The following is an 18108-nucleotide window of genomic DNA, read 5'->3' as shown; positions in this document are numbered from 1 at the left end:
CAGCCTGCATGACCGTCCGACCACGCGATTTCGCGCCGGTCGGCGTCGGATCACCGCCAACGGCGGCTCTCACGGTGCGGAAGGCGGCGCGACCAGCCGGGCCAGCCGCAGCACGGCGTCGGCGACGGTCGGCCCGAACATCACCGGGTCGTTGTGGTCGGCGCCCGGGATGACGACCCGCTCGTGGAGCACGCCCACCTCGTCGGCGACCCGCTCGCTCAGACGGGTCGGTACGACGGAGTCGCGCTCGCCGTACACCACGGTGACCGGCACCGTGCTCGACCGCAGATGCGCGACCACGGGGAACCGGTCACGCAGCAGCAACCGGACCGGCAGGAACGGGTAGTGATGCGCCCCGACGTCCGTGAGCTCGGTGAACGGCGACCGCAGCACGATCCCCGCCGGCGGACGGCGCGCCTGGAGTGCGGCGACGACCCCGGTGCCCAGCGACTCACCGAGGTAGATGGTCCGCTCGGGCGGATAGCCCAGCTCGTGCAACGCCTCGGCCGCCGCGGTCGCGTCGGCGGCGAGTCCGTCCTCGGTCGGACGGCCGGGATTGCCGCCGTACCCGCGGTAGTCGAGCAGCAGGACCGCCAGGCCCCGTGCGCTCAGGGCACGGGCGAGACCGGCCCGCGACGCCCGGTTGCCGCCGTTGCCCGGCGCGACCAGCACCGCCATGCCGCGGCCGTCGGCGGCGGCCGGCACGAACCACGCGGTGAGCTCCAGCCCGTCGTGGGTGTGGAGCGTGACGTCACGCGCGCCGTCGATCACCTCGCCGGCCGGGCGGACGGGCGAGGGATCGGGGAAGTAGACGAACTGCCGCTGCACCGCCCAGAGCACCACCGACATCATCAGCACCACCCCGCAGACGACCAGCACCATCATCCCGGGCAGCGTGACGCGCCCGATGCGTCGCCCTGGTGCCCTGCACATCCCCCATGCTCACCCGGCTCGGGTCACGCGGCAACGAAGCGCGACCTCAGCGCGATCTCAGAACAGCGCGGAGGCGAGGTTCTGGCGACCGCGCAGCACGCGCGGGTCGTCGTTGCCGACGGCGGCGAAGAGGCCGATCAGGTGCTCGCGGACCCGGTCACGCTCGTTGCCGGACGTCCGGGCCACCAGGGCGATCAGCCGGTTGAAGGCGTCGTCCACATGACCGCCGAGCATGTCGAGGTCGGCGACGAGCGTCTGGGCGTCGACGTCGTCGGGGTTCGCCGCGGCCGCCTCGCGGGCAGCGTTCAGGTCGACCCCCTGGGTGCGCTGCAGCACCTTGGCCATCGCGAGGCCGGCCGCGGCCTCGACGTCGGCCGGGTTGGCGTCGACGAGCTTCTGGTACTCCGCGACGGCGCGGTCGATGTCGCCGTCGCCGAGCGCGTCCTGGGCCGCGGCGTAGCGCGGGTCGACGGTCGGCTCCTCGCCCTCGACCGGCGCGGCCTGGCGGGGCTGGTGACGGCCCGTGACGCCCTGGGCGGTGAGCTGCTGGGCCAGCTGGTTGAAGAACGCGCGGAGCTCGTCGATGGGGGCCGCGCCGGGCAGCGGCTGGGTGACCGGCCGGCCGTCGAGCAGGACGTACATCAGCGGCACCTGCGGGATCTGCATCGCCTGGGCGATCTGCGGGTGGGCGTCGATGTCGACCAGACCGGCCAGGAAGCGGCCTTCGTACTCCCCGGCGACCATGCTGACGTCGGCGGCGAGTGTCGCGCTCTCGGGCGAGCGCGACGGCGAGTAGAACACGAGCACGACCGGCGCCGTCATCGACGCCTCGAGCACCGACTGGAAGCTCTCCTCGCTCACCTGCACGGCGTACGCCGACGGCTGGGCCGCGCCGCTCGCCGCTGCTCCGGCGGCTGCCGGAGGGGCCGAGGGGGCGGGCCGCTTGAGCGCGGACAGGTCGATCGCACCGGGGCGGGAGAACGGCTGCTGCGTCATGACGCCAATCCTAGGGAAGCCCGCCGGGTCACCTCACGTGCGGTCCGCGCGGTCCGGCGGCTCAGCCGTCCAGCAGCTCGTCGGCCGCGGCGTACGGGTCGCGGCGTCCGTCGGCGACCGCGTCGGCGAGGGCGTCGAGCCGCTCCACCGAGCCGACGCTGCCCCAGCGACGGCGCAGCTCCTCCAGCGCGATGGCCTCGATCTCCTCACGGGCACGGCGGGCGCGCCGCCGCCGCAGCTCGCCGGTCTCGGCCAGCCAGGCGTGGTGGCGACCGATCGCCTCGGCCACCTCGTCCAGGCCGGTCCCGTCCTGAGCGACGGTCTTGACGATGGGCGGCTGCCAGGCACCCTCCCGCCGGTCGGCGAGGGCGAGCATCCCGCGCAGGTCGCGGGAGACGGCGGAAGCGCCGTCACGGTCGGCCTTGTTGACGACGTACACGTCGCCGATCTCCAAGATCCCCGCCTTGGCGGCCTGGATGCCGTCCCCCATGCCCGGCGCGAGCAGCACCAGCGTCGTGTCGGCGAGCGCGGCGATCTCGACCTCGGACTGGCCCACGCCGACGGTCTCGATCACCACGACGTCGAAGCCGGCCGCGTCCAGGACCCGCAGCGCCTGCGGTGTCGTCCAGGCCAGTCCGCCGAGGTGGCCGCGCGAGGCCATCGACCGGATGAAGACGTCCGGGTCCAGCGCGTGGTCGGCCATCCTGACCCGGTCCCCCAGGAGCGCGCCGCCGGAGAACGGCGAGGACGGGTCGACGGCCAGCACGCCCACGCGCTTCCCGGCCGCCCGCAGCTCACGGACGAGCGCGTTGGTCGTCGTGGACTTGCCCACGCCCGGAGAGCCGGTGATGCCGACGACCTGGGCGTGGCCGGTGTGCGGCGCGAGCGCGGCCATCACGTCCCGAAGCCACGGGGAGGCGTCCTCGACCAGCGAGATCAACCGCGCGACGGCCCGGGGCTCTCCGCCCCGGGCCCGCGCGACCAGGTCAGCGACCTGGGGTTCAGCCCTGCGGGACACGCACGATGAGGGCGTCGCCCTGGCCGCCGCCCCCGCACAGCGCGGCAGCGCCGACGCCGCCACCGCGGCGCTTCAGCTCCAGCGCCAGGTGGAGGACGACCCGCGCGCCGGACATGCCGACCGGGTGGCCGAGCGCGATCGCGCCGCCGTTGACGTTGACCTTCTCGTCGGCGATGCCGAGCTCGCGAGCCGAGGCGATGCCGACCGCGGCGAAGGCCTCGTTGAACTCGACCAGGTCGAGGTCGGCGGCCGTGATGCCCTCCTTCTCCAGCGCCTTGGCGGTCGCGGCCGCCGGCTGCAGCTGGAGGGTGGAGTCCGGGCCGGCCACCTGGCCGTGGGCGCCGATCTCGGCGAGCCACTCGAGGCCGAGCTCGGTGGCCTTGGCCTTGCTCATCACGACCACGGCGCACGCGCCGTCGGAGATCTGCGAGGCCGAGCCCGCGGTGATGGTGCCGTCCTTGGCGACGGGGCGCAGACCCGCCAGGGTCTCCACCGTCGTGTCACCGCGGACGCCCTCGTCCTCGGCGATCGTGACGTCGCCCTTGCGCGACGGGATCACGACCGGGACGACCTCGTCCTCGAAGACGCCGTTCTTCCACGCGGTCGCGGCCTTCTGGTGCGAGGCGGCGGCGAACGCGTCCTGCTCCTCGCGGCTGAACTTGTCCGTGGCGGCGTTGCAGCTGTCGGTCAGGTTGATCATCGCCTGCTTGGTGAACTGGTCGAAGAGCGCGTCGTACGCCATCGAGTCGACCAGGGCGGTGTCGCCGTACTTGAAGCCGTCGCGGGACTTCGGCAGCAGGTGCGGGGCGTTGGTCATCGACTCCATGCCGCCGGCCACCACGATGTCCGCCTCACCGGCGCGGATGAGCACCGACGCCTGGTGGATGGCGTTGAGCCCGGAGAGGCACACCTTGTTGATGGTGATGGTCGGGACGCTCATCGGGATCCCGGCGTTGACACTCGCCATGCGGGCCGGGTTCTGGCCGGCGCCGGCCTGGATGACCTGCCCCATGATCACGTAGTCGACCTGGTCACCGGAGACACCGGCCTTCTCGAGCGCGCCCTTGATGGCGATCGCGCCCAGGTCCGCGGCGGACAGGCTCTTCAGGCCGCCGAGCAGCCGGCCGATGGGGGTGCGCGCTCCGGCGACGATGACGGTGTCGGACGGGGAGTCGGACATGGTGCCTCCAGCAGTGGACGTGGACTTCGACCTCTCGACCCTACCGACGAGTAGTGTCCGCGGGGAGGGGGTACGACGGAGGGCTCATGTAGCCCTCGTCACACATTCTGTCCCGCTTCGCCGCAGGAGGCCACCATGAGCGCCATGACCTCTCTCGAGATCCCCCAGCACTTGTTCACCGCGATCGACCACGTCGGGCTCGCCGTCGCCGACCTCGACGAGGCGATCGCGTTCTACGAGTCGACCTTCGGCATGCGGATGGCGCACCGCGAGGTCAACGAGGAGCAGGGCGTCGCCGAGGCGATGATGGCGGTCGGCGACTCCGGGTCGTGCATCCAGCTGCTCGCCCCGCTCTCGCCGGAGTCCACGATCGCGAAGTTCCTCGACCGCAACGGCCCGGGCATGCAGCAGCTGGCCTACCGGGTCACCGACGTGGAGCAGGTGAGCGCGATCCTGCGCGAGCGCGGCATCCGACTGCTCTACGACGCCCCGCGCCGCGGCACCTCCGACAGCCGGATCAACTTCGTGCACCCCAAGGACGCCGGCGGCGTGCTCGTCGAGCTGGTCGAGCCGAACCCCGCCTCGCACCACTGAGCCGTAGGTCACACGGCCTACCCACCGCTGTTACCCATCAGTAATCTTCCGCGAAGCCCGGGGAACCGGTCAGCCGACCACCCCGCTCCGCCCTGACCCTCAACGACGCAGGAGCCCGACGTGCAGCACATCCTGGACGCCATCCTCGCCGGAGACACCTCCTCCGAGGACTTCGCGAACCTCGAGATCCCCGACCACTACCGTGCGGCCACCGTCCACAAGGACGAGGTCGAGATGTTCGAGGGCATCCCCAGCAAGGAGAAGGACCCTCGCAAGTCGCTCCACGTGGAGGACGTCGCGCTGCCCGAGCTCGGCCCGGGTGAGGCGCTGGTCGCGGTGATGGCCAGCGCCATCAACTACAACACCGTGTGGACCTCGATCTTCGAGCCGGTGTCGACCTTCGGGTTCCTCGAGCGCTACGGCCGCGAGTCCGAGCTCGCCAAGCGCCACGACCTGCCGTACCACATCGTCGGCTCCGACCTCTCCGGCGTGGTCCTCAAGACCGGCCCCGGCGTCACCAAGTGGAAGGCCGGCGACCGGGTCGTCGCCCACTGCCTCTCCGTCGAGCTCGAGTCGCCGGATGGCCACAACGACACGATGCTCGACTCCTCGCAGCGCATCTGGGGCTTCGAGACCAACTTCGGCGGGCTCGCCGACGTCGCCATGGTCAAGGCCAACCAGCTGATGCCGAAGCCCGAGCACCTGACCTGGGAGGAGGCCGCCTCCCCGGGCCTGGTCAACTGCACGGCGTACCGCCAGCTCGTCTCCGCCAACGGCGGCAACATGAAGCAGGGCGACAACGTCCTGATCTGGGGCGCCTCCGGTGGCCTGGGCGGCTTCGCCACCCAGTACGCCCTCAACGGCGGCGCGAACCCGGTCTGCGTGGTCTCCAACGAGGAGAAGGCCAAGATCGTGCGCAGCATGGGCGCCGAGATGGTCATCAACCGCTCCGAGATGGACTTCAAGTTCTGGAACGAGGACGGCACCCAGCAGAACCCCAAGGAGTGGCTGCGCCTGGGCAAGGCGATCCGCGAGCTCACCGGCGGCGAGGACATCGACATCGTCTTCGAGCACCCCGGCCGGGAGACCTTCGGCGCCTCGGTGTTCGTCACCCGCAAGGGCGGCACCATCACCACCTGCGCCTCGACCTCGGGCTACATGCACGAGTACGACAACCGCTACCTGTGGATGAACCTCAAGAAGATCATCTCCAGCCACTTCGCCAACTACCGCGAGTCGTGGGAGGCCAACCGTCTCATCGCGCAGGGCAAGATCCACCCGACCCTGTCGCGGACCTACACCCTCGAGGAGGTCGGCCAGGCCTCGCTCGACGTGCACCACAACAAGCACCAGGGCAAGGTCGGCGTGCTGTGCCTGGCACCGCAGGAGGGGCTCGGCGTGCTCAACGAGGAGATGCGCGCCCAGCACATCGACAAGATCAACCTGTTCCGGGGCGTCTGAGCAGCGACGCGCGAGGAACGAGCGCGGCGCGTCGAGACCACGAGCAGCGCCGCGAGGAACGAGCGCGGCGCGTCGAGACTACGAGCACGACCAGTGACAGGAAGGGCCGCAGCTACCGTGCTGCGGCCCCTCCTGTTTCCTGGCAGCATGGGGTCCGCAAGGATGGGGGCAGACGAGCAGTGCTGCGCGGTGAACGCGCGGCCGATCGCGCAACCACGGGAAGAGGAACCGCCAGCATGAGCGAACAGGGCCTGTCCATCTTCGACGACGAGCCTGAGGCCTCGGCCACGGACGGGAACGCCGAGAAGACGCGCCAGGTGGCGCGCCCGGCCGCTCCGCCCGCACCGCCGGCCGGTGCCGCGCCGGTCCCGCCCCGGCCCGCCGCGCCGCCGGCCGCACCCCTGCCGGTGGTCCGCAAGGGCGGCTACGACCGCGCCGCCGTCGACGCCCGGCTGGGTCAGCAGAGCCAGGAGCTCGCGGGCGTCACCAGTCGGCTCGCCGAGGCGCAGCGCCGGATCGCGGAGCTCGAGGGGCGCCTGGAGGCCGCGACGGAGGAGCTGAGCGAGAGCCAGACGCCGTCGTACGCCGGGCTGGGCGGCCGCGCGAGCGCCATGCTGCGGCTGGCCGAGGAGGAGGCCAGCGAGATCCGTTCCAACGCCGAGCGCGACGCCATCGAGATCCGAGACCAGGCCAACCGCGACGCGAAGGCGATCCGGCTCGAGGCCCAGCAGGAGCGCGACGCGCTGCGCGCCGAGCACCTCAAGGAGCTCGAGGAGCACCGGGCGCGGCTGATCTCCGACGCCGAGAACGAGCGCTCCCTGGCCCGGTCCCAGGCCGACGACCTGATCGCGTCGGCCAAGCGCGAGGCCGAGCAGCTGCGGCTGGCGGCCGAGCAGGAGACCACCGAGATGCGCACCCAGGCGCAGCGCGAGGTCGAGCAGGCCCGCGCCGGCGCCGACCGCGAGGTCCAGGAGGCCCGCCGGATGCTCGCGGTGGAGAAGGAGCGCCTCGCCCGCGAGGCCACCGACTTCCACTCCAGCAAGCTGGCCGAGACGCGCCGGCTGGTCGAGGAGGCCGAGGGCCGCGCCGCCGCGGCGGAGGACCGTGCCCGGGCCGCCAACAACCAGATCACCGAGGCCCGCCAGCACGCGCAGAACGAGGCGGAGTCACTGCTGAGCCGCGCCAAGCGCGAGGCCGAGCAGATCGTCTCCGCCGCCCGCAACCAGGCCGAGTCGATCGCGCTGTCCGGCACGGCCGAGGCCGAGCGGGCCCTGTCGGTGATCAAGGCCGAGGTCGACCGGATGAGCAAGCGCCGCGACGCGATCACGGCCCAGCTCGCCTCCCTCAACGACCTGGTCTCCCGGTTCGTGAAGGACGACGAGCCGGAGTCGCAGCCCGAGAAGGCCCAGAAGCCGGAGAAGCCCCAGCAGCAGGACAAGGCCCCCAAGAACTCCGGGAAGCCTGCGCGGCACGGCCAGAACGGCCAGAACGGCCAGGCGGCCGAGGACGAGCGGAGCGACGCCGAGGCTGACGCGTGACCGACACGCCGACGCCGGCATCGGGGCCGACGCTCGACCGCCCGGGCCGGGCCGGCATACCCGACGGGTCCGACGAGGCGGCGATGACGGCCCACCCGGGCGACAGCCCGGTCGACGACCTCGGCACCCCGGGACCACGGTTCTCCCGGTCCTCGCCGTACCTCGTCGGCTTCCTGGGCGGGCTCGGCCTGCTCACCGCCTACGCGCTCGGCTCGGTGCTGTGGACCATCAGCGGCGTGCTGGTGCAGGTGCTGGTCGCGTTCTTCATCGCCGCCGGGCTCAACCCGTCGGTGGAGTGGATCGAGCGGCGCGGCGTACGCCGGTCCTACGCCGTGCTGCTCGTCATCGTGGGCGTGCTCGCCGCACTGGTGCTGTTCCTGGTCGCGTTCGTCCCGGTGATCACCGACCAGGTGGCGGCGATCACGCGCAACGCCCCGGACTGGCTCGACGCGCTGCAGGGCAACCGGCGGGTCCAGCAGCTCGACGAGGAGTACCAGATCATCGAGAAGGTCCGCGACTACGTCACCAACGGTGACTTCGTCAGCGGCCTGTTCGGTGGCGCCCTCGGCGTCGGCCTCGCCGTGATCGGCGCACTGGCGAACGCGTTCGTCGTGACCGTGATGACGCTCTACTTCCTCGCCGGGATGCAGAGCACCAAGAACGCGCTCTACCGGCTGGCGCCGGCCTCGCGCCGCGACCGGGTCACGAAGCTCGGCGACCGCGTCATCCGCGGTATCGGCGGCTACGTCTCCGGCGCGTTCATCGTCGCGATGTGCGCCGGCGTCTCGTCGCTGATCTTCCTCTTCATCGTGGGGATGAGCGAGTACGCCGTCGCGCTGGCGTTCGTGGTGGCGCTGCTCGACGTCATCCCGATGATCGGGGCCACCTTGGGCGCCGTCATCGTCAGCGCGATCGGGTTCGCGACGGACCTGCGCATCGGCATCGCGTGCGTGATCTTCTACCTGATCTACCAGCAGCTCGAGAACTACGTGATCTACCCGCGGGTGATGTCGAAGTCCGTCGACATCCCCGGCGCCGTCACGGTGATCGCCGCGCTCGTGGGCGCCTCGCTGCTCGGAGTGGTCGGTGCGCTGCTCGCGATCCCGACCGCGGCCGCCATCTTGATGCTCGTCCGCGAGATGTTCGTCCGCCAGCAGGACGCGAGCTAGGACCGAGGCGGCTCAGCCGGCGACCGTCTCGCGCTCCCCCAGCTTCACGGCGACCACGCCGGCCAGGATGAGCACACCGCCCAGCAGCTGGATGGTGCGCGGCAGCTCGCCGAGCAGCACCCAGGCGAACACCACACCGGCGACGACCTCGAGCAGCGCGACGAACGAGGAGAGTCGCGAGCCCAGCCGGCGCCCCGCGGCGACGCCCGTGACGTAGGCGACGCCGGCGGTCACCACACCCAGCAGCAGCAGCGGAACCCACCAGGCCAGCTCGACGCCGGCGAGCTCCACCGGCGCGGTGGAGGCCCGCAGCGGCAGCAGGCCGACCACGGCGAGCAGCCCCAGGCCCAGGGCACCGACGACCAGACCGCCGGCGGCCAACGCGATCGGGGGCAGCCCGGTCTCGCCGTTGCCGTTGATGACGAAGTACGTCGCCGCGCCGACCATCGCCGCCAGCGACCACGCCACGCCGGCCGGGTCCAGGCTGACGCCCCCGACCAGGTCGAGGACGAGCACCAACCCGAGCGCGGCCAGGGCGGCACCGACGACGGTGATCAGGCCCGGGCGCTGACCGTGCCGCGCCCAGAACCACACGACGACGGCCGCCGGCGCGGTGTACTCGATGAGCAGGGCCGGGCCCACCTGCATCAGCTGGACGGCCGAGAAGTAGCAGAACTGGGCGCCGGCGACGGCGAGCAGCCCGTAGGCGAGCAGCAGTCCACCGTTGCGTCGCACGGCGTCCCAGCGGCCGCGCAGCGCGACCAGACCGAAGGGCAGCACGACGAGCGCCCCCAGGACAACGCGGACCAGCACGACCGAGCCGGCACTCCACCCGGTCGCGAACAGTGAGCTCGCGAACGAGCCGGAGAGCCCGAAGGTCAGGGCGGAGGCGACCGCGAGGGTGAGCCCGGTCGCTAGACGTGACCCGCCCGCGACGCCGTCGAGCGGAACGGCGGAGGCGTCATTGGTCACGGTGCTCATGACTCATGACACTATGGCGCGCTGCGGTAACCTGTCAACGTGGTTTTCGCTCATGACGCCGAGCAGGCGCTCCAGTCCGCCGTTGCGCTGGTCAACACCATGCCGCGACTGCACCCGGCTGACGACCTCACGACCGTCGCGGAGCTGAACGCGTTCTTCGAGCGCTTCGACTACACCGGCCGGCACGACCGCACGACGGCGGAGCTCGACGAGGTCCGGGCACTGCGGCCGGTCCTGCGCGAGCTGCTGCTGGCACCCCGCGACACGGCCGCGGCCAGCGTCAACCGGATCCTCTCCGACGCCGGCGCGGTGCCGCAGCTGGTCCGGCACCCGCCCTACGACTGGCACGTCCACGCCGTCCCCACCGACGCCCCGCTCGCCGTCCGGATAGCGGTGGAGACCGCGATGGCGATGATCGACGTCATCCGGGAGGACGAGCACTCCCGGCTCGGCGTGTGTGCCGACGACGACTGCGAGGGCATCGTGCTCGACCTCTCCCGCAACCGGTCCCGGCGGTTCTGCTCGACGGCCTGCGGCAACCGCAACGCGGTCGCGGCCTACCGCGCCCGCCAGTCGGGTGACGTGTCGGTCCCCTGAGGATCACCCGGCGAGGAAGCGGCGTAGCACCGAGACGAAGACCTCCGGCTGCTCGGAGTGCAGCCAGTGGCCGGCGTCGTTGATGACGACCTTGCGATAGCGCGGGAACCAGCGTCGCATCGCCGGCGCGAACTCGTCGCGCACGTAGCCCGAGCGCTCTCCCCCCAGCCACAGCACCGGGCCGTCGTACGGAGTGGTCTCGCGCAGCGCCTCCTCGGGCCACGCCGCGAGCGTCGCGCCGTCGCGCACGATGTGCTCGAGGTTCGCGGCCCAACGCCAGCCGTCACCGTCGCGGTGCAGGTTCTGCAGCAGGAAGGACCGGATCGTGCGCTCGGGCACCTGCTCGGCGAGCACCCGGTCGGCGTCCTCCCGGGTCCGGACGTCGGTCAGGTCCAGGCCGAGCAGGATGCGCGCGTAGCCGAGCACTCCCCCGGTCGCGTCGGCCTCGTCGCCGTAGTCGACCGGGGACATGTCGGCCACGACCAGTCGCTCCACCAGGTCCGGCCGGGTCAGCGCGAGCACCATGGCGACCTTGCCGCCCATCGAGTGGCCGACCACCGTCGCCGGCCCCGGCAGCACCTCGGCCACGCGCTGGGCCATGTCGACGTAGTCGATCCTGTCGGTCCACGGCGAGCGTCCGTGGTCGGGCAGGTCGACCAGCGTGACCCGGTGGTCGGCGGCCAGCTCCTTGCCGATCGTGCTCCAGTTGCGGCCCTGGCCGAACAGGCCGTGCAGGAAGACCACCCGGCTGCCGGACTCCCCGCGCTCGACGATGTGGAGGGCGGGGCTGGACGACTCAGGGCTCGGCGACTCAGGGCTCGACGACTGGGGGCTCGACGCAGGCACGGGACGAAGACTAGGACGCGCGGCAGTGCGGGTCAGAACCCGCCGAAGTCGCCGCCACCGAAGTCCCCGCCGCCCCAGTCGCCGCCGCCGCCCCAGTCGCCCCCGCCGTCGCCGGCCGCCTCGCCGCCGTAGTCGCCACCGGCGTCCGCACCCACGTCGCCCTCGCCGAAGCCGTCGAAGCCACCGAGCGCGCCGAACATCATGCCCATCATCATCCAGTTCATGACGGCGTACGACGCGAAGTAGCCCGCGGCGTACGGCGCCATCGCCGGCCCGCCCTGCCAGTACGGCTCGCGCCGCGGCCCGACCATCACCTGGCGCACGTCGGGGTCGGCGCCGACGCTGACCCGCTCGGCGTCCAGAGCACAGGCCGGCACGTCGCGGGGCGTGCCGCCGGGCGGTGCCCACATCACGTCGGTGACCGAGAGACCGTGGCGCGGGTCGAAGAAGCACGGCGGACGCCGGGTCGGCAGCGGCTCACCGGCGACCCGGGCACGGACGCACGCGACGGCGTAGCGGCCGTCGTCGACGATGCGGGTGACGTGGGTGATGTCGTCGGGACCGGTCATCGCGTCCCCGGCGGACTTCGCCGCCTCGTACGCGTCGAGGGCGCGCTGGTAGTCGGCCCGGGCGCCCTCGTCGAGCTCGGTCCCGGCGAGCTCGCTGTCGAGACGCTGGAGCTCCTCGCCGAAGGCGGTCACGTCCTCGAAGGCGAGCCTCTTGACGGGCTCGAGCTCGGCGGCGGCGCGCTCGCGCTGGGCCTTCTTGCTGCGGTTGCTCACGACCACCACGACGGCGATCGCCGCCATGATGAGGAGCAGGACGAGGAGGCCTTCCATGACCCGAGCCTACGCGGTGGGCGAAGCGCGGTCAGCGGACGTCCGGGTCCCGCGCAGCCCGGGCGAAGCGCTCCGCGATCGTCGCCATCTGGCTGCGCAGCGAGGCCGGCTCCAGCACCTCGAAGTCGACGCCCAGCATCCCGACGCGCAGCGCGAGCTCGTGCTCGTCGGTGCCGCCGACGCTCAGCACGCAGCTCCCGTCGTCGACCGGCTCGACGGTGCCGACCGTGGCGGGCATCCAGGCGCGGACCGTCGCGGCAGGCGCCCGCAGCAGCACCCGGGCGCGGTGCGGGTACGGCGCCGTCGTGATCGCTCGCTGCACGAAGTCGACCGGGTCCGGATGCTCCCGCGGCCGGAAGCGCCAGGTGGTGACGCGCAGGCTGTGGACCCGGTCGAGCCGGAAGGTGCGCCAGTCGTCGCGATCGAGGTCGAAGGCCAGCAGGTACCACCGGCGGCCGGTCGCGACGAGCCGGTAGGGCTCGATCCGGCGCTCCGTCTCGGTGCCGTCGCGGTCGGCGTACCCGCACTCGACCCGCACCTGGTCACGGCACGCCCGCGCGAGCGTCAGCAGCGCGTCGGCGTCGACCTCGATCCGCGCGCCCTCCAGGGTCGCGATCGCGTCGTGCAGGGCCCGCACCTCGGCCCGCAGCCGGGCCGGCAGCACCTGGTCGAGCTTCGCGAGAGTGCGCACCGCCGCCTCACTCGCCCCGGCGACCGTGCCACCGGCCGCCAGGCGCAGCGACACCGCCGTGGCGATGGCCTCCTCGTCGTCGAGCAGCAGCGGCGGCAGCGCCTTGCCGGCACCGAGCTGGTAGCCACCACCGACGCCCTGCGCGGCGTTGACGGGGTAGCCCAGCGCTCGCAGCCGCTCGACGTCGCGCCGGATGCTGCGCGTGGTGACGCCGAGCCGCTCGGCCAACTCGGGTCCCGTCCACACCGGCCGCTGCTGCAGCAGGGCGAGCAGCCGCAGCACCCGCTCCGTCGTCCCCATCTCCGTCATGCGCGCAGCCTGTCACGCAAAGCGGACAGGACCTGTCCGCCGGCCAGGACGTTAGGCGCGCTGGGGAGTCGGGGGAAGGGTCGAGTCCGGCTCCTCGGCATCCTCGACGGTCAGCGGCTTCGCGATGCTCTCCAGCGACCTGCGCTCCGCCTTGACGCCGAGCAGGATCTCCACGATTCCGCCGGCGACCATCAGCGCGGCGCCCACGAAGTACCCGATTGCGATCCGGCTGATGTCGCCGCTGTCCGAGGCCCGCTCGATGAGCCAGCCGAAGAAGAGCGGCCCGCTGATGCCGCCGGCCGCCGTGCCGATCGCGTAGAAGAACGCGATGCACAGCGCCCGGGTCTCCATCGGGAAGATCTCGCTGGCGGTGAGGTAGGCCGCGCTCGCACCGGCGGAGGCGAAGAAGAAGATGACGGCGCCGAACAGCGTCAGCGTCACGGCCGTCAGGTCCCCCAGCATCATCCCGGCGACCGCGAGGAGCACGCCGGACAGCAGGTAGGTGCCGGCGATCATGCGCACGCGCCCGAGAACGTCGAAGAGCGGGCTGAGCAGCAGCGCGCCGACGAAGTTGCTCGCCGCGAAGACCGCCAGGTACCAACCGGTCTGCTCGACGCCGAGGAAGGTCGTAAGCGTGTCGCCATAGGTGAAGAAGAAGGCGTTATAGAGGAACGCCTGGCCCACGAAGAGCGAGAAGCACAGGATCGTACGCCGGGGGTAGAGCGCGAACGCCGTGTGCGCGATGGTCGCGATCCCGATGGTCCGGCGCTGCCGGATGGTGATCGACTCCCCCGGCGCCTCGAGCGGCCGGCCGGTCTCCTCCTCGACCGTGCGCTCGATGTCGCGCACGATCCGCTCGGCGGCGTCCTCGTGGCCGTGGATGAACAGCCAGCGGGGCGACTCGGGCACGTGCCGCCGTACGACGAGGATGCCGATCGCCAGGATGGCGCCGAGCGCGAACGCCGCCCGCCAGCCCCACGACGGGTCCACGAAGGTCGGGTCGAGCAGCGGGATCGTCAACAGGGAGCCGCCCGCGGCGCCGATCCAGAACGAGCCGTTGATCGCGACGTCGACGCGGCCGCGGTACTTCGCGGGGATCAGCTCGTCGATGGCGGAGTTGATCGCGGCGTACTCCCCTCCGATGCCACAGCCGGTGAGGAAGCGGCACGCGAAGTACCACATCGGGCTCGGCGCGAACGCCGTCAGCACGGTGGCGACCGTGTAGACGGCCAGGGTGATCAGGAACAGCTTCTTGCGGCCGAACCGGTCGGTGAGCTGCCCGAAGAAGAGCGCGCCCAGGCAGGCGCCGGCGACGTACGCCGCCCCGGCGACGCCGATGTCGAAGTTGCTCATCCCGAGGCCGGTGTCGCCCGGCTTGAGGGCCTCGGACATGGACCCGACGATCGTGACCTCGAGGCCGTCCAGGATCCAGACCGTGCCCAGTCCGAGGACGACCAGCCAGTGCCAGCGAGCCCAGGGCAGCCGGTCCAGCCTCGCCGGGATGTCAGTGGTGATGCGACCTGTCTCCACGCTCATGGCGTCGCCGGTAACCAGAAGTGGCCCCCGCAGAGCGCGGGGGCCACAACCGCTCGCCGGGTGTTCCCTCGGACAGCGGCGAGCGAGCGTGAGCGAACGCTCAGCTGTAGTCGTGGAAGCCCTTCTTGGTCTTGCGACCGAGCTCGCCCGCGTCGACCTTGGCCACCAGGGTGGCGGCCGGCGCGAAGCCCGGCTCGTCGAACTCGCGGTAGAGCTCCTGCTGGATGGCCAGCGACACGTCGTTGCCGACCACGTCGAGCAGCTCGAAGGGGCCCATCGGGAAGCCGGCGGTCTCCTTGATCGCCGCGTCGATGGTGCCGAGCTCCTCGCCGGCCTCGGCGAGCAGGACCGCGTCGTTGAGGTAGGGGAACAGCAGGCAGTTCACGATGAAGCCGGCGCGGTCACCGCACGAGACCGCCACCTTGCCGGTGCGCGCGCACAGCGCCTTGACCGTCTCGTCGACCTCGGGCGAGGTGGACTCCGTGGTCACGACCTCCACGAGCTTCATGACCGGCGCCGGGTTGAAGAAGTGCATCCCGATCACGTCGGCGGGACGGCTGGTCGCCTTGGCCAGCTCAGTGATGGGCAGGCTCGAGGTGGTCGTCGCGAGGATCGCCCCCTGCTTGACGATCCGGTCCAGGTCGACGAAGAGCTCGGTCTTGATCGCGAGGTCCTCGGCGATCGCCTCGACGACGATGTCGACGTCCGCGAGCGCCTCGCGCGTGGTCGCGCCGGTGAGCCGCGCGAGCACCTCGGCCTTGGTCGCCTCGTCGGACTTGCCGCGCGCGATGGCGCGGTCGAGGTTCTTGGTGATGTAGGACGTGACGCCGGCGAGCTTGTCCTCGCTGCGGCCGACGAAGACGACGTCGTAGCCGCTCTGGGCGAAGACCTGCGCGATGCCGGAGGCCATGGTGCCGGTGCCGACCACGCCGACGGTGCGGATGTCGTGGCGCAGCTCGGGAGCGGCCTGGACGCTGCCAGCGCCCAGCGCCTCGAAGCTGCCGCCCTGGGCGGCGACCTCCTCCAGCAGGCCGGCCGGCTGGTGCAGGTGGTCCCCCGTCGCGGCGTGGCGGGCCGCCAGGGCGTCGCGCACGGTGGCGGGGCCGAGCTCGTCGAGCACGGTCAGCGGGCCCTTCGGGTAGCCGCAGCCGAACCGCATGGCGTTGTCGATGTCCGCCTTCGAGGCGTAGCCCGCCTCGAGCATCCGCACGGCGTGGTTCAGGTACGGGTAGACCAGGGTCTCGAAGATCTGCTCGTTGCTCGCGCTCATGGCCGCAGTCTGGCAGGTGTCCTACCCGTCAGTAACCCCCCAGTGACGCAGGTCACCCGCTCGGTCGCGGCCGTGCCGGGCACGGACGTAACGTAGATTCCTCGCTCGTGAGACTCGTCGTTGCCACCTGTCAGGTCGACTACGCCGGGCGGCTGACCGCCCACCTGCCGATGGCCACCCGGGTGCTGATGATCAAGGCCGACGGCTCGGTCCTCGTGCACTCCGACGGCGGCTCCTACAAGCCGCTCAACTGGATGTCTCCGCCCTGCACGCTGCAGGAGAGCGTCGCCGAGGACGGCGCGTTGGAGTGGACCGTCACGGCCAAGGCGGCCAAGGGCGCGGCCCCCGACACCCTCCGGATCCTGCTCCAGGAGGTCCACCACGACTCCTCCCACGAGCTGGGGGTGGACCCCGGTCTTCAGAAGGACGGCGTGGAGAGGCACCTCCAGGAGCTGCTCGCCGACAACCCCGAGACGCTGGCGCCCGGGCTACGGCTGGTACGCCGGGAGTTCCCGACCGCCATCGGACCGGTCGACCTGATGTGCCGCGACGGCGAGGGCGCCTCGGTGGCCGTCGAGATCAAGCGGCGCGGCGAGATCGACGGCGTGGAGCAGCTCACCCGCTACCTGGAGCTGCTCAACCGCGACCCGCTGCTCACCGAGAAGGGCGCGGTGCGCGGCATCTTCGCCGCCCAGGAGATCAAGCCCCAGGCGCGCGTGCTCGCCACCGACCGCGGCATCACGTGCGCGGTCGTCGACTACGACGCCCTGCGCGGCATCGACGACTCCGAGCACCGGCTGTTCTGACGGCCGGCCGTGCCCGCCCGGCACCCGTCAGGCGGTGAGGACGAGCGTCGAGCGGGCCGGCACCCGCACGTGCAGCGCCCGGATCGCCAGCACCACGGCGACGATGAGCACGCCGCCGAGCGCCAGGCCGGCCCGCGCGCCCGCCGCGCCCAGCAGCCAGCCCAGCGCCGGCGGGCCGATGAGCGTCCAGCCCGCACACGCCGACTGCCACGCGCCGAAGACGACGCCCCGCAGCCGGGCGGGCGGCCGGGTCTGCAGCAGCGTGCCGGTGAGGGTGTCCTGGACCGACTCGACCAGGGACAGTGGCAGCGCCACGACCAGCAGCATCGGCATGCCCACCGCGAGCGCGGCGACCACCTGCAACGCGCCGCCGGCGATGGCCAGCGCGGTGACCTGGGTGACGCGCGCAGCAGCGAAGCGGGCGGCGAGGAGAGCCCCCAGGACGGCGCCGACGGCCAGCGTGGTGGAGACCAGGCCGAAGTCGGCGGCGTCGCCGCGCAGTGGACCCGTGACGAGCGTCGCGAACGCGAGGGAGTAGTTGCGACCCAGCACCGCGGTCACGGCACCGACCACCAGCAGGCCGAGCAGCGCCCGGGAGGACAGCAGGTAGCCGAACCCCGCGCGCAGGCCCTCGATCGGCGAGACCCGCTCCCGGGCCGGCACCGGCGCGCGGCAGGTGCGCACGAACGGGATCACGGCGGCCACGACGAAGAAGGACAGCCCGTTGACGACGTACGCCGCCGGGATGCCGGCCGCTCCGATCGCCAGCCCGGCCGCGGCGGTGCCGAGCACGCGTCCCAGGCTGGTGGCCAGCGAGCCGAGGGCGATGGCGCTCGGCACGTCGCGTTCCGGGACGAGCTCCGCGCCGAGCAGGGCGACCGCAGGGCCGTCGACCGTGCTGACGACACCGGTGAGGACCGCCAGCGACATCAGGACGCCGACCGAGAGCAGGTCGGCGGCCGCGAGGCCGGCCGTCAGCAACGCCATGCCGCCCAGCAGCGCCTGGCACACGCCCGCGGTGAGCCGACGCGGCCACGCGTCGACGGCCGCGCCGCCCACCAGGCCCAGCAGGAGCCCGGGCGCTGCCTGCAGCGACAGGGTGAGGCCGGTCAGCGCCGGCGAGCCGGTCAGCTGCAGGACCAGCAGGCTCTGGGCGACCAGCTGCATCCAGGTGCCCACGTTGGACACGAGGTGGGCGCCCGACCACAGGGCGAAATCGGGGCTGCGCAGGCAGCGCCAGGGGCTGGACATGGTGACTCCGTCGGGTGGTGCTGACGGAACCGCTCACGCCAGGCGACGGAGACGCTAAGAAAAGTGCACTCGGTGCAACGAATCGATAGCCCG

At 72.1% G+C, this 18108-nt stretch carries 17 protein-coding genes; 6 read left to right on the top strand and 11 right to left on the bottom strand.

Annotated elements, in window-relative coordinates; all coding sequences use genetic code 11:
* Positions 1 to 69 precede the first annotated feature (69 nt).
* From VGE38_RS02210 to VGE38_RS02195, 4 genes are all read right to left on the bottom strand, one after another.
* Positions 70 to 933, bottom strand: a complete 864-nt coding sequence (locus tag VGE38_RS02210; RefSeq protein WP_331140893.1) for an alpha/beta hydrolase — start codon at positions 931 to 933, stop codon at positions 70 to 72.
* A gap of 57 nt (positions 934 to 990) precedes the next feature.
* Positions 991 to 1929, bottom strand: coding sequence for a co-chaperone YbbN (locus tag VGE38_RS02205; protein WP_331140892.1), 939 nt, complete (start codon positions 1927 to 1929; stop codon positions 991 to 993).
* Between the two features lie 61 nt (positions 1930 to 1990).
* Positions 1991 to 2947: a methylmalonyl Co-A mutase-associated GTPase MeaB gene (meaB, locus tag VGE38_RS02200; protein ID WP_331140891.1), complete on the bottom strand. Its 957-nt coding sequence runs from the start codon at positions 2945 to 2947 to the stop codon at positions 1991 to 1993.
* Positions 2931 to 4127 carry an acetyl-CoA C-acetyltransferase gene (locus VGE38_RS02195; protein ID WP_331140890.1) on the bottom strand — a complete coding sequence of 399 codons (1197 nt, stop codon included), beginning with the start codon at positions 4125 to 4127 and terminating at the stop codon, positions 2931 to 2933. Before VGE38_RS02195 ends, meaB begins: the two co-directional genes overlap by 17 nt.
* A 144-nt stretch (positions 4128 to 4271) precedes the next feature.
* Between VGE38_RS02195 and mce the strand changes: the two genes are divergently transcribed.
* From mce to VGE38_RS02175, 4 genes are all read left to right on the top strand, one after another.
* Entirely contained in the window at positions 4272 to 4721 is a 450-nt protein-coding gene (gene mce / locus VGE38_RS02190; protein ID WP_331140889.1) for a methylmalonyl-CoA epimerase, read from the top strand.
* 120 nt (positions 4722 to 4841) lie between these two features.
* On the top strand, positions 4842 to 6182 hold the full coding sequence (ccrA, locus tag VGE38_RS02185; protein ID WP_331140888.1) for a crotonyl-CoA carboxylase/reductase: 1341 nt from the start codon (positions 4842 to 4844) through the stop codon (positions 6180 to 6182).
* 236 nt (positions 6183 to 6418) lie between these two features.
* Positions 6419 to 7720: a coiled-coil domain-containing protein gene (locus VGE38_RS02180; protein WP_331140887.1), complete on the top strand. Its 1302-nt coding sequence runs from the start codon at positions 6419 to 6421 to the stop codon at positions 7718 to 7720.
* Positions 7717 to 8889: an AI-2E family transporter gene (locus tag VGE38_RS02175; RefSeq protein ID WP_331140886.1), complete on the top strand. Its 1173-nt coding sequence runs from the start codon at positions 7717 to 7719 to the stop codon at positions 8887 to 8889. Before VGE38_RS02180 ends, VGE38_RS02175 begins: the two co-directional genes overlap by 4 nt.
* 12 nt (positions 8890 to 8901) lie before the next feature.
* On the opposite strand, the gene VGE38_RS02170 is transcribed toward VGE38_RS02175, so the two are convergent.
* Positions 8902 to 9870, bottom strand: a complete 969-nt coding sequence (locus tag VGE38_RS02170) for an EamA family transporter (RefSeq protein ID WP_331140885.1) — start codon at positions 9868 to 9870, stop codon at positions 8902 to 8904.
* 39 nt (positions 9871 to 9909) lie between these two features.
* Between VGE38_RS02170 and VGE38_RS02165 the strand changes: the two genes are divergently transcribed.
* Entirely contained in the window at positions 9910 to 10467 is a 558-nt protein-coding gene (locus VGE38_RS02165; RefSeq protein WP_331140884.1) for a CGNR zinc finger domain-containing protein, read from the top strand.
* 3 nt (positions 10468 to 10470) lie between these two features.
* Here VGE38_RS02165 and VGE38_RS02160 read toward each other — a convergent pair whose 3' ends face one another.
* The 5 genes from VGE38_RS02160 to VGE38_RS02140 form a co-directional block, all read right to left on the bottom strand.
* Positions 10471 to 11313: an alpha/beta fold hydrolase gene (locus VGE38_RS02160; RefSeq protein ID WP_331140883.1), complete on the bottom strand. Its 843-nt coding sequence runs from the start codon at positions 11311 to 11313 to the stop codon at positions 10471 to 10473.
* Between the two features lie 32 nt (positions 11314 to 11345).
* Entirely contained in the window at positions 11346 to 12152 is an 807-nt protein-coding gene (locus tag VGE38_RS02155; RefSeq protein ID WP_331140882.1) for a hypothetical protein, read from the bottom strand.
* Between the two features lie 31 nt (positions 12153 to 12183).
* Positions 12184 to 13152 carry a helix-turn-helix transcriptional regulator gene (locus VGE38_RS02150; protein ID WP_331140881.1) on the bottom strand — a complete coding sequence of 323 codons (969 nt, stop codon included), beginning with the start codon at positions 13150 to 13152 and terminating at the stop codon, positions 12184 to 12186.
* Positions 13153 to 13203: 51 nt separating this feature from the next.
* On the bottom strand, positions 13204 to 14688 hold the full coding sequence (locus tag VGE38_RS02145; protein WP_331140880.1) for an MFS transporter: 1485 nt from the start codon (positions 14686 to 14688) through the stop codon (positions 13204 to 13206).
* 100 nt (positions 14689 to 14788) lie between these two features.
* A complete protein-coding gene (locus VGE38_RS02140) occupies positions 14789 to 15958 on the bottom strand; it encodes a 3-hydroxyacyl-CoA dehydrogenase NAD-binding domain-containing protein (protein WP_331140879.1) in 1170 nt (389 codons plus the stop codon).
* 107 nt (positions 15959 to 16065) lie between these two features.
* Between VGE38_RS02140 and nucS the strand changes: the two genes are divergently transcribed.
* Entirely contained in the window at positions 16066 to 16764 is a 699-nt protein-coding gene (nucS, locus tag VGE38_RS02135; protein WP_331140878.1) for an endonuclease NucS, read from the top strand.
* Positions 16765 to 16791: 27 nt separating this feature from the next.
* On the opposite strand, the gene VGE38_RS02130 is transcribed toward nucS, so the two are convergent.
* Positions 16792 to 18015: an MFS transporter gene (locus VGE38_RS02130; protein WP_331140877.1), complete on the bottom strand. Its 1224-nt coding sequence runs from the start codon at positions 18013 to 18015 to the stop codon at positions 16792 to 16794.
* Between the last annotated feature and the right edge of the window lie 93 nt (positions 18016 to 18108).

This window comes from Nocardioides sp. (assembly GCF_036405735.1).
Classification (GTDB): Bacteria; Actinomycetota; Actinomycetes; order Propionibacteriales; family Nocardioidaceae; genus Nocardioides.
The sequence above is the reverse complement of the archived record's forward strand: the minus strand, read 5'-3'. Positions and strand labels throughout refer to the sequence as shown.

Excerpts from the sequence above, each read along its gene's own strand:
- VGE38_RS02140 (WP_331140879.1), bottom strand. The coding sequence starts at position 15,958 with ATGAGCGCGAGCAACGAGCAGATCTTCGAGACCCTGGTCTACCCGTAC.
- VGE38_RS02145 (WP_331140880.1), bottom strand. The coding sequence starts at position 14,688 with ATGAGCGTGGAGACAGGTCGCATCACCACTGACATCCCGGCGAGGCTG.
- VGE38_RS02130 (WP_331140877.1), bottom strand. The coding sequence starts at position 18,015 with ATGTCCAGCCCCTGGCGCTGCCTGCGCAGCCCCGATTTCGCCCTGTGG.
- VGE38_RS02180 (WP_331140887.1), top strand. The coding sequence starts at position 6,419 with ATGAGCGAACAGGGCCTGTCCATCTTCGACGACGAGCCTGAGGCCTCG.
- VGE38_RS02150 (WP_331140881.1), bottom strand. The coding sequence starts at position 13,152 with ATGACGGAGATGGGGACGACGGAGCGGGTGCTGCGGCTGCTCGCCCTG.
- mce (WP_331140889.1), top strand. The coding sequence starts at position 4,272 with ATGACCTCTCTCGAGATCCCCCAGCACTTGTTCACCGCGATCGACCAC.
- VGE38_RS02205 (WP_331140892.1), bottom strand. The coding sequence starts at position 1,929 with ATGACGCAGCAGCCGTTCTCCCGCCCCGGTGCGATCGACCTGTCCGCG.
- VGE38_RS02155 (WP_331140882.1), bottom strand. The coding sequence starts at position 12,152 with ATGGAAGGCCTCCTCGTCCTGCTCCTCATCATGGCGGCGATCGCCGTC.
- VGE38_RS02195 (WP_331140890.1), bottom strand. The coding sequence starts at position 4,127 with ATGTCCGACTCCCCGTCCGACACCGTCATCGTCGCCGGAGCGCGCACC.
- VGE38_RS02210 (WP_331140893.1), bottom strand. The coding sequence starts at position 933 with ATGTGCAGGGCACCAGGGCGACGCATCGGGCGCGTCACGCTGCCCGGG.
- VGE38_RS02170 (WP_331140885.1), bottom strand. The coding sequence starts at position 9,870 with ATGAGCACCGTGACCAATGACGCCTCCGCCGTTCCGCTCGACGGCGTC.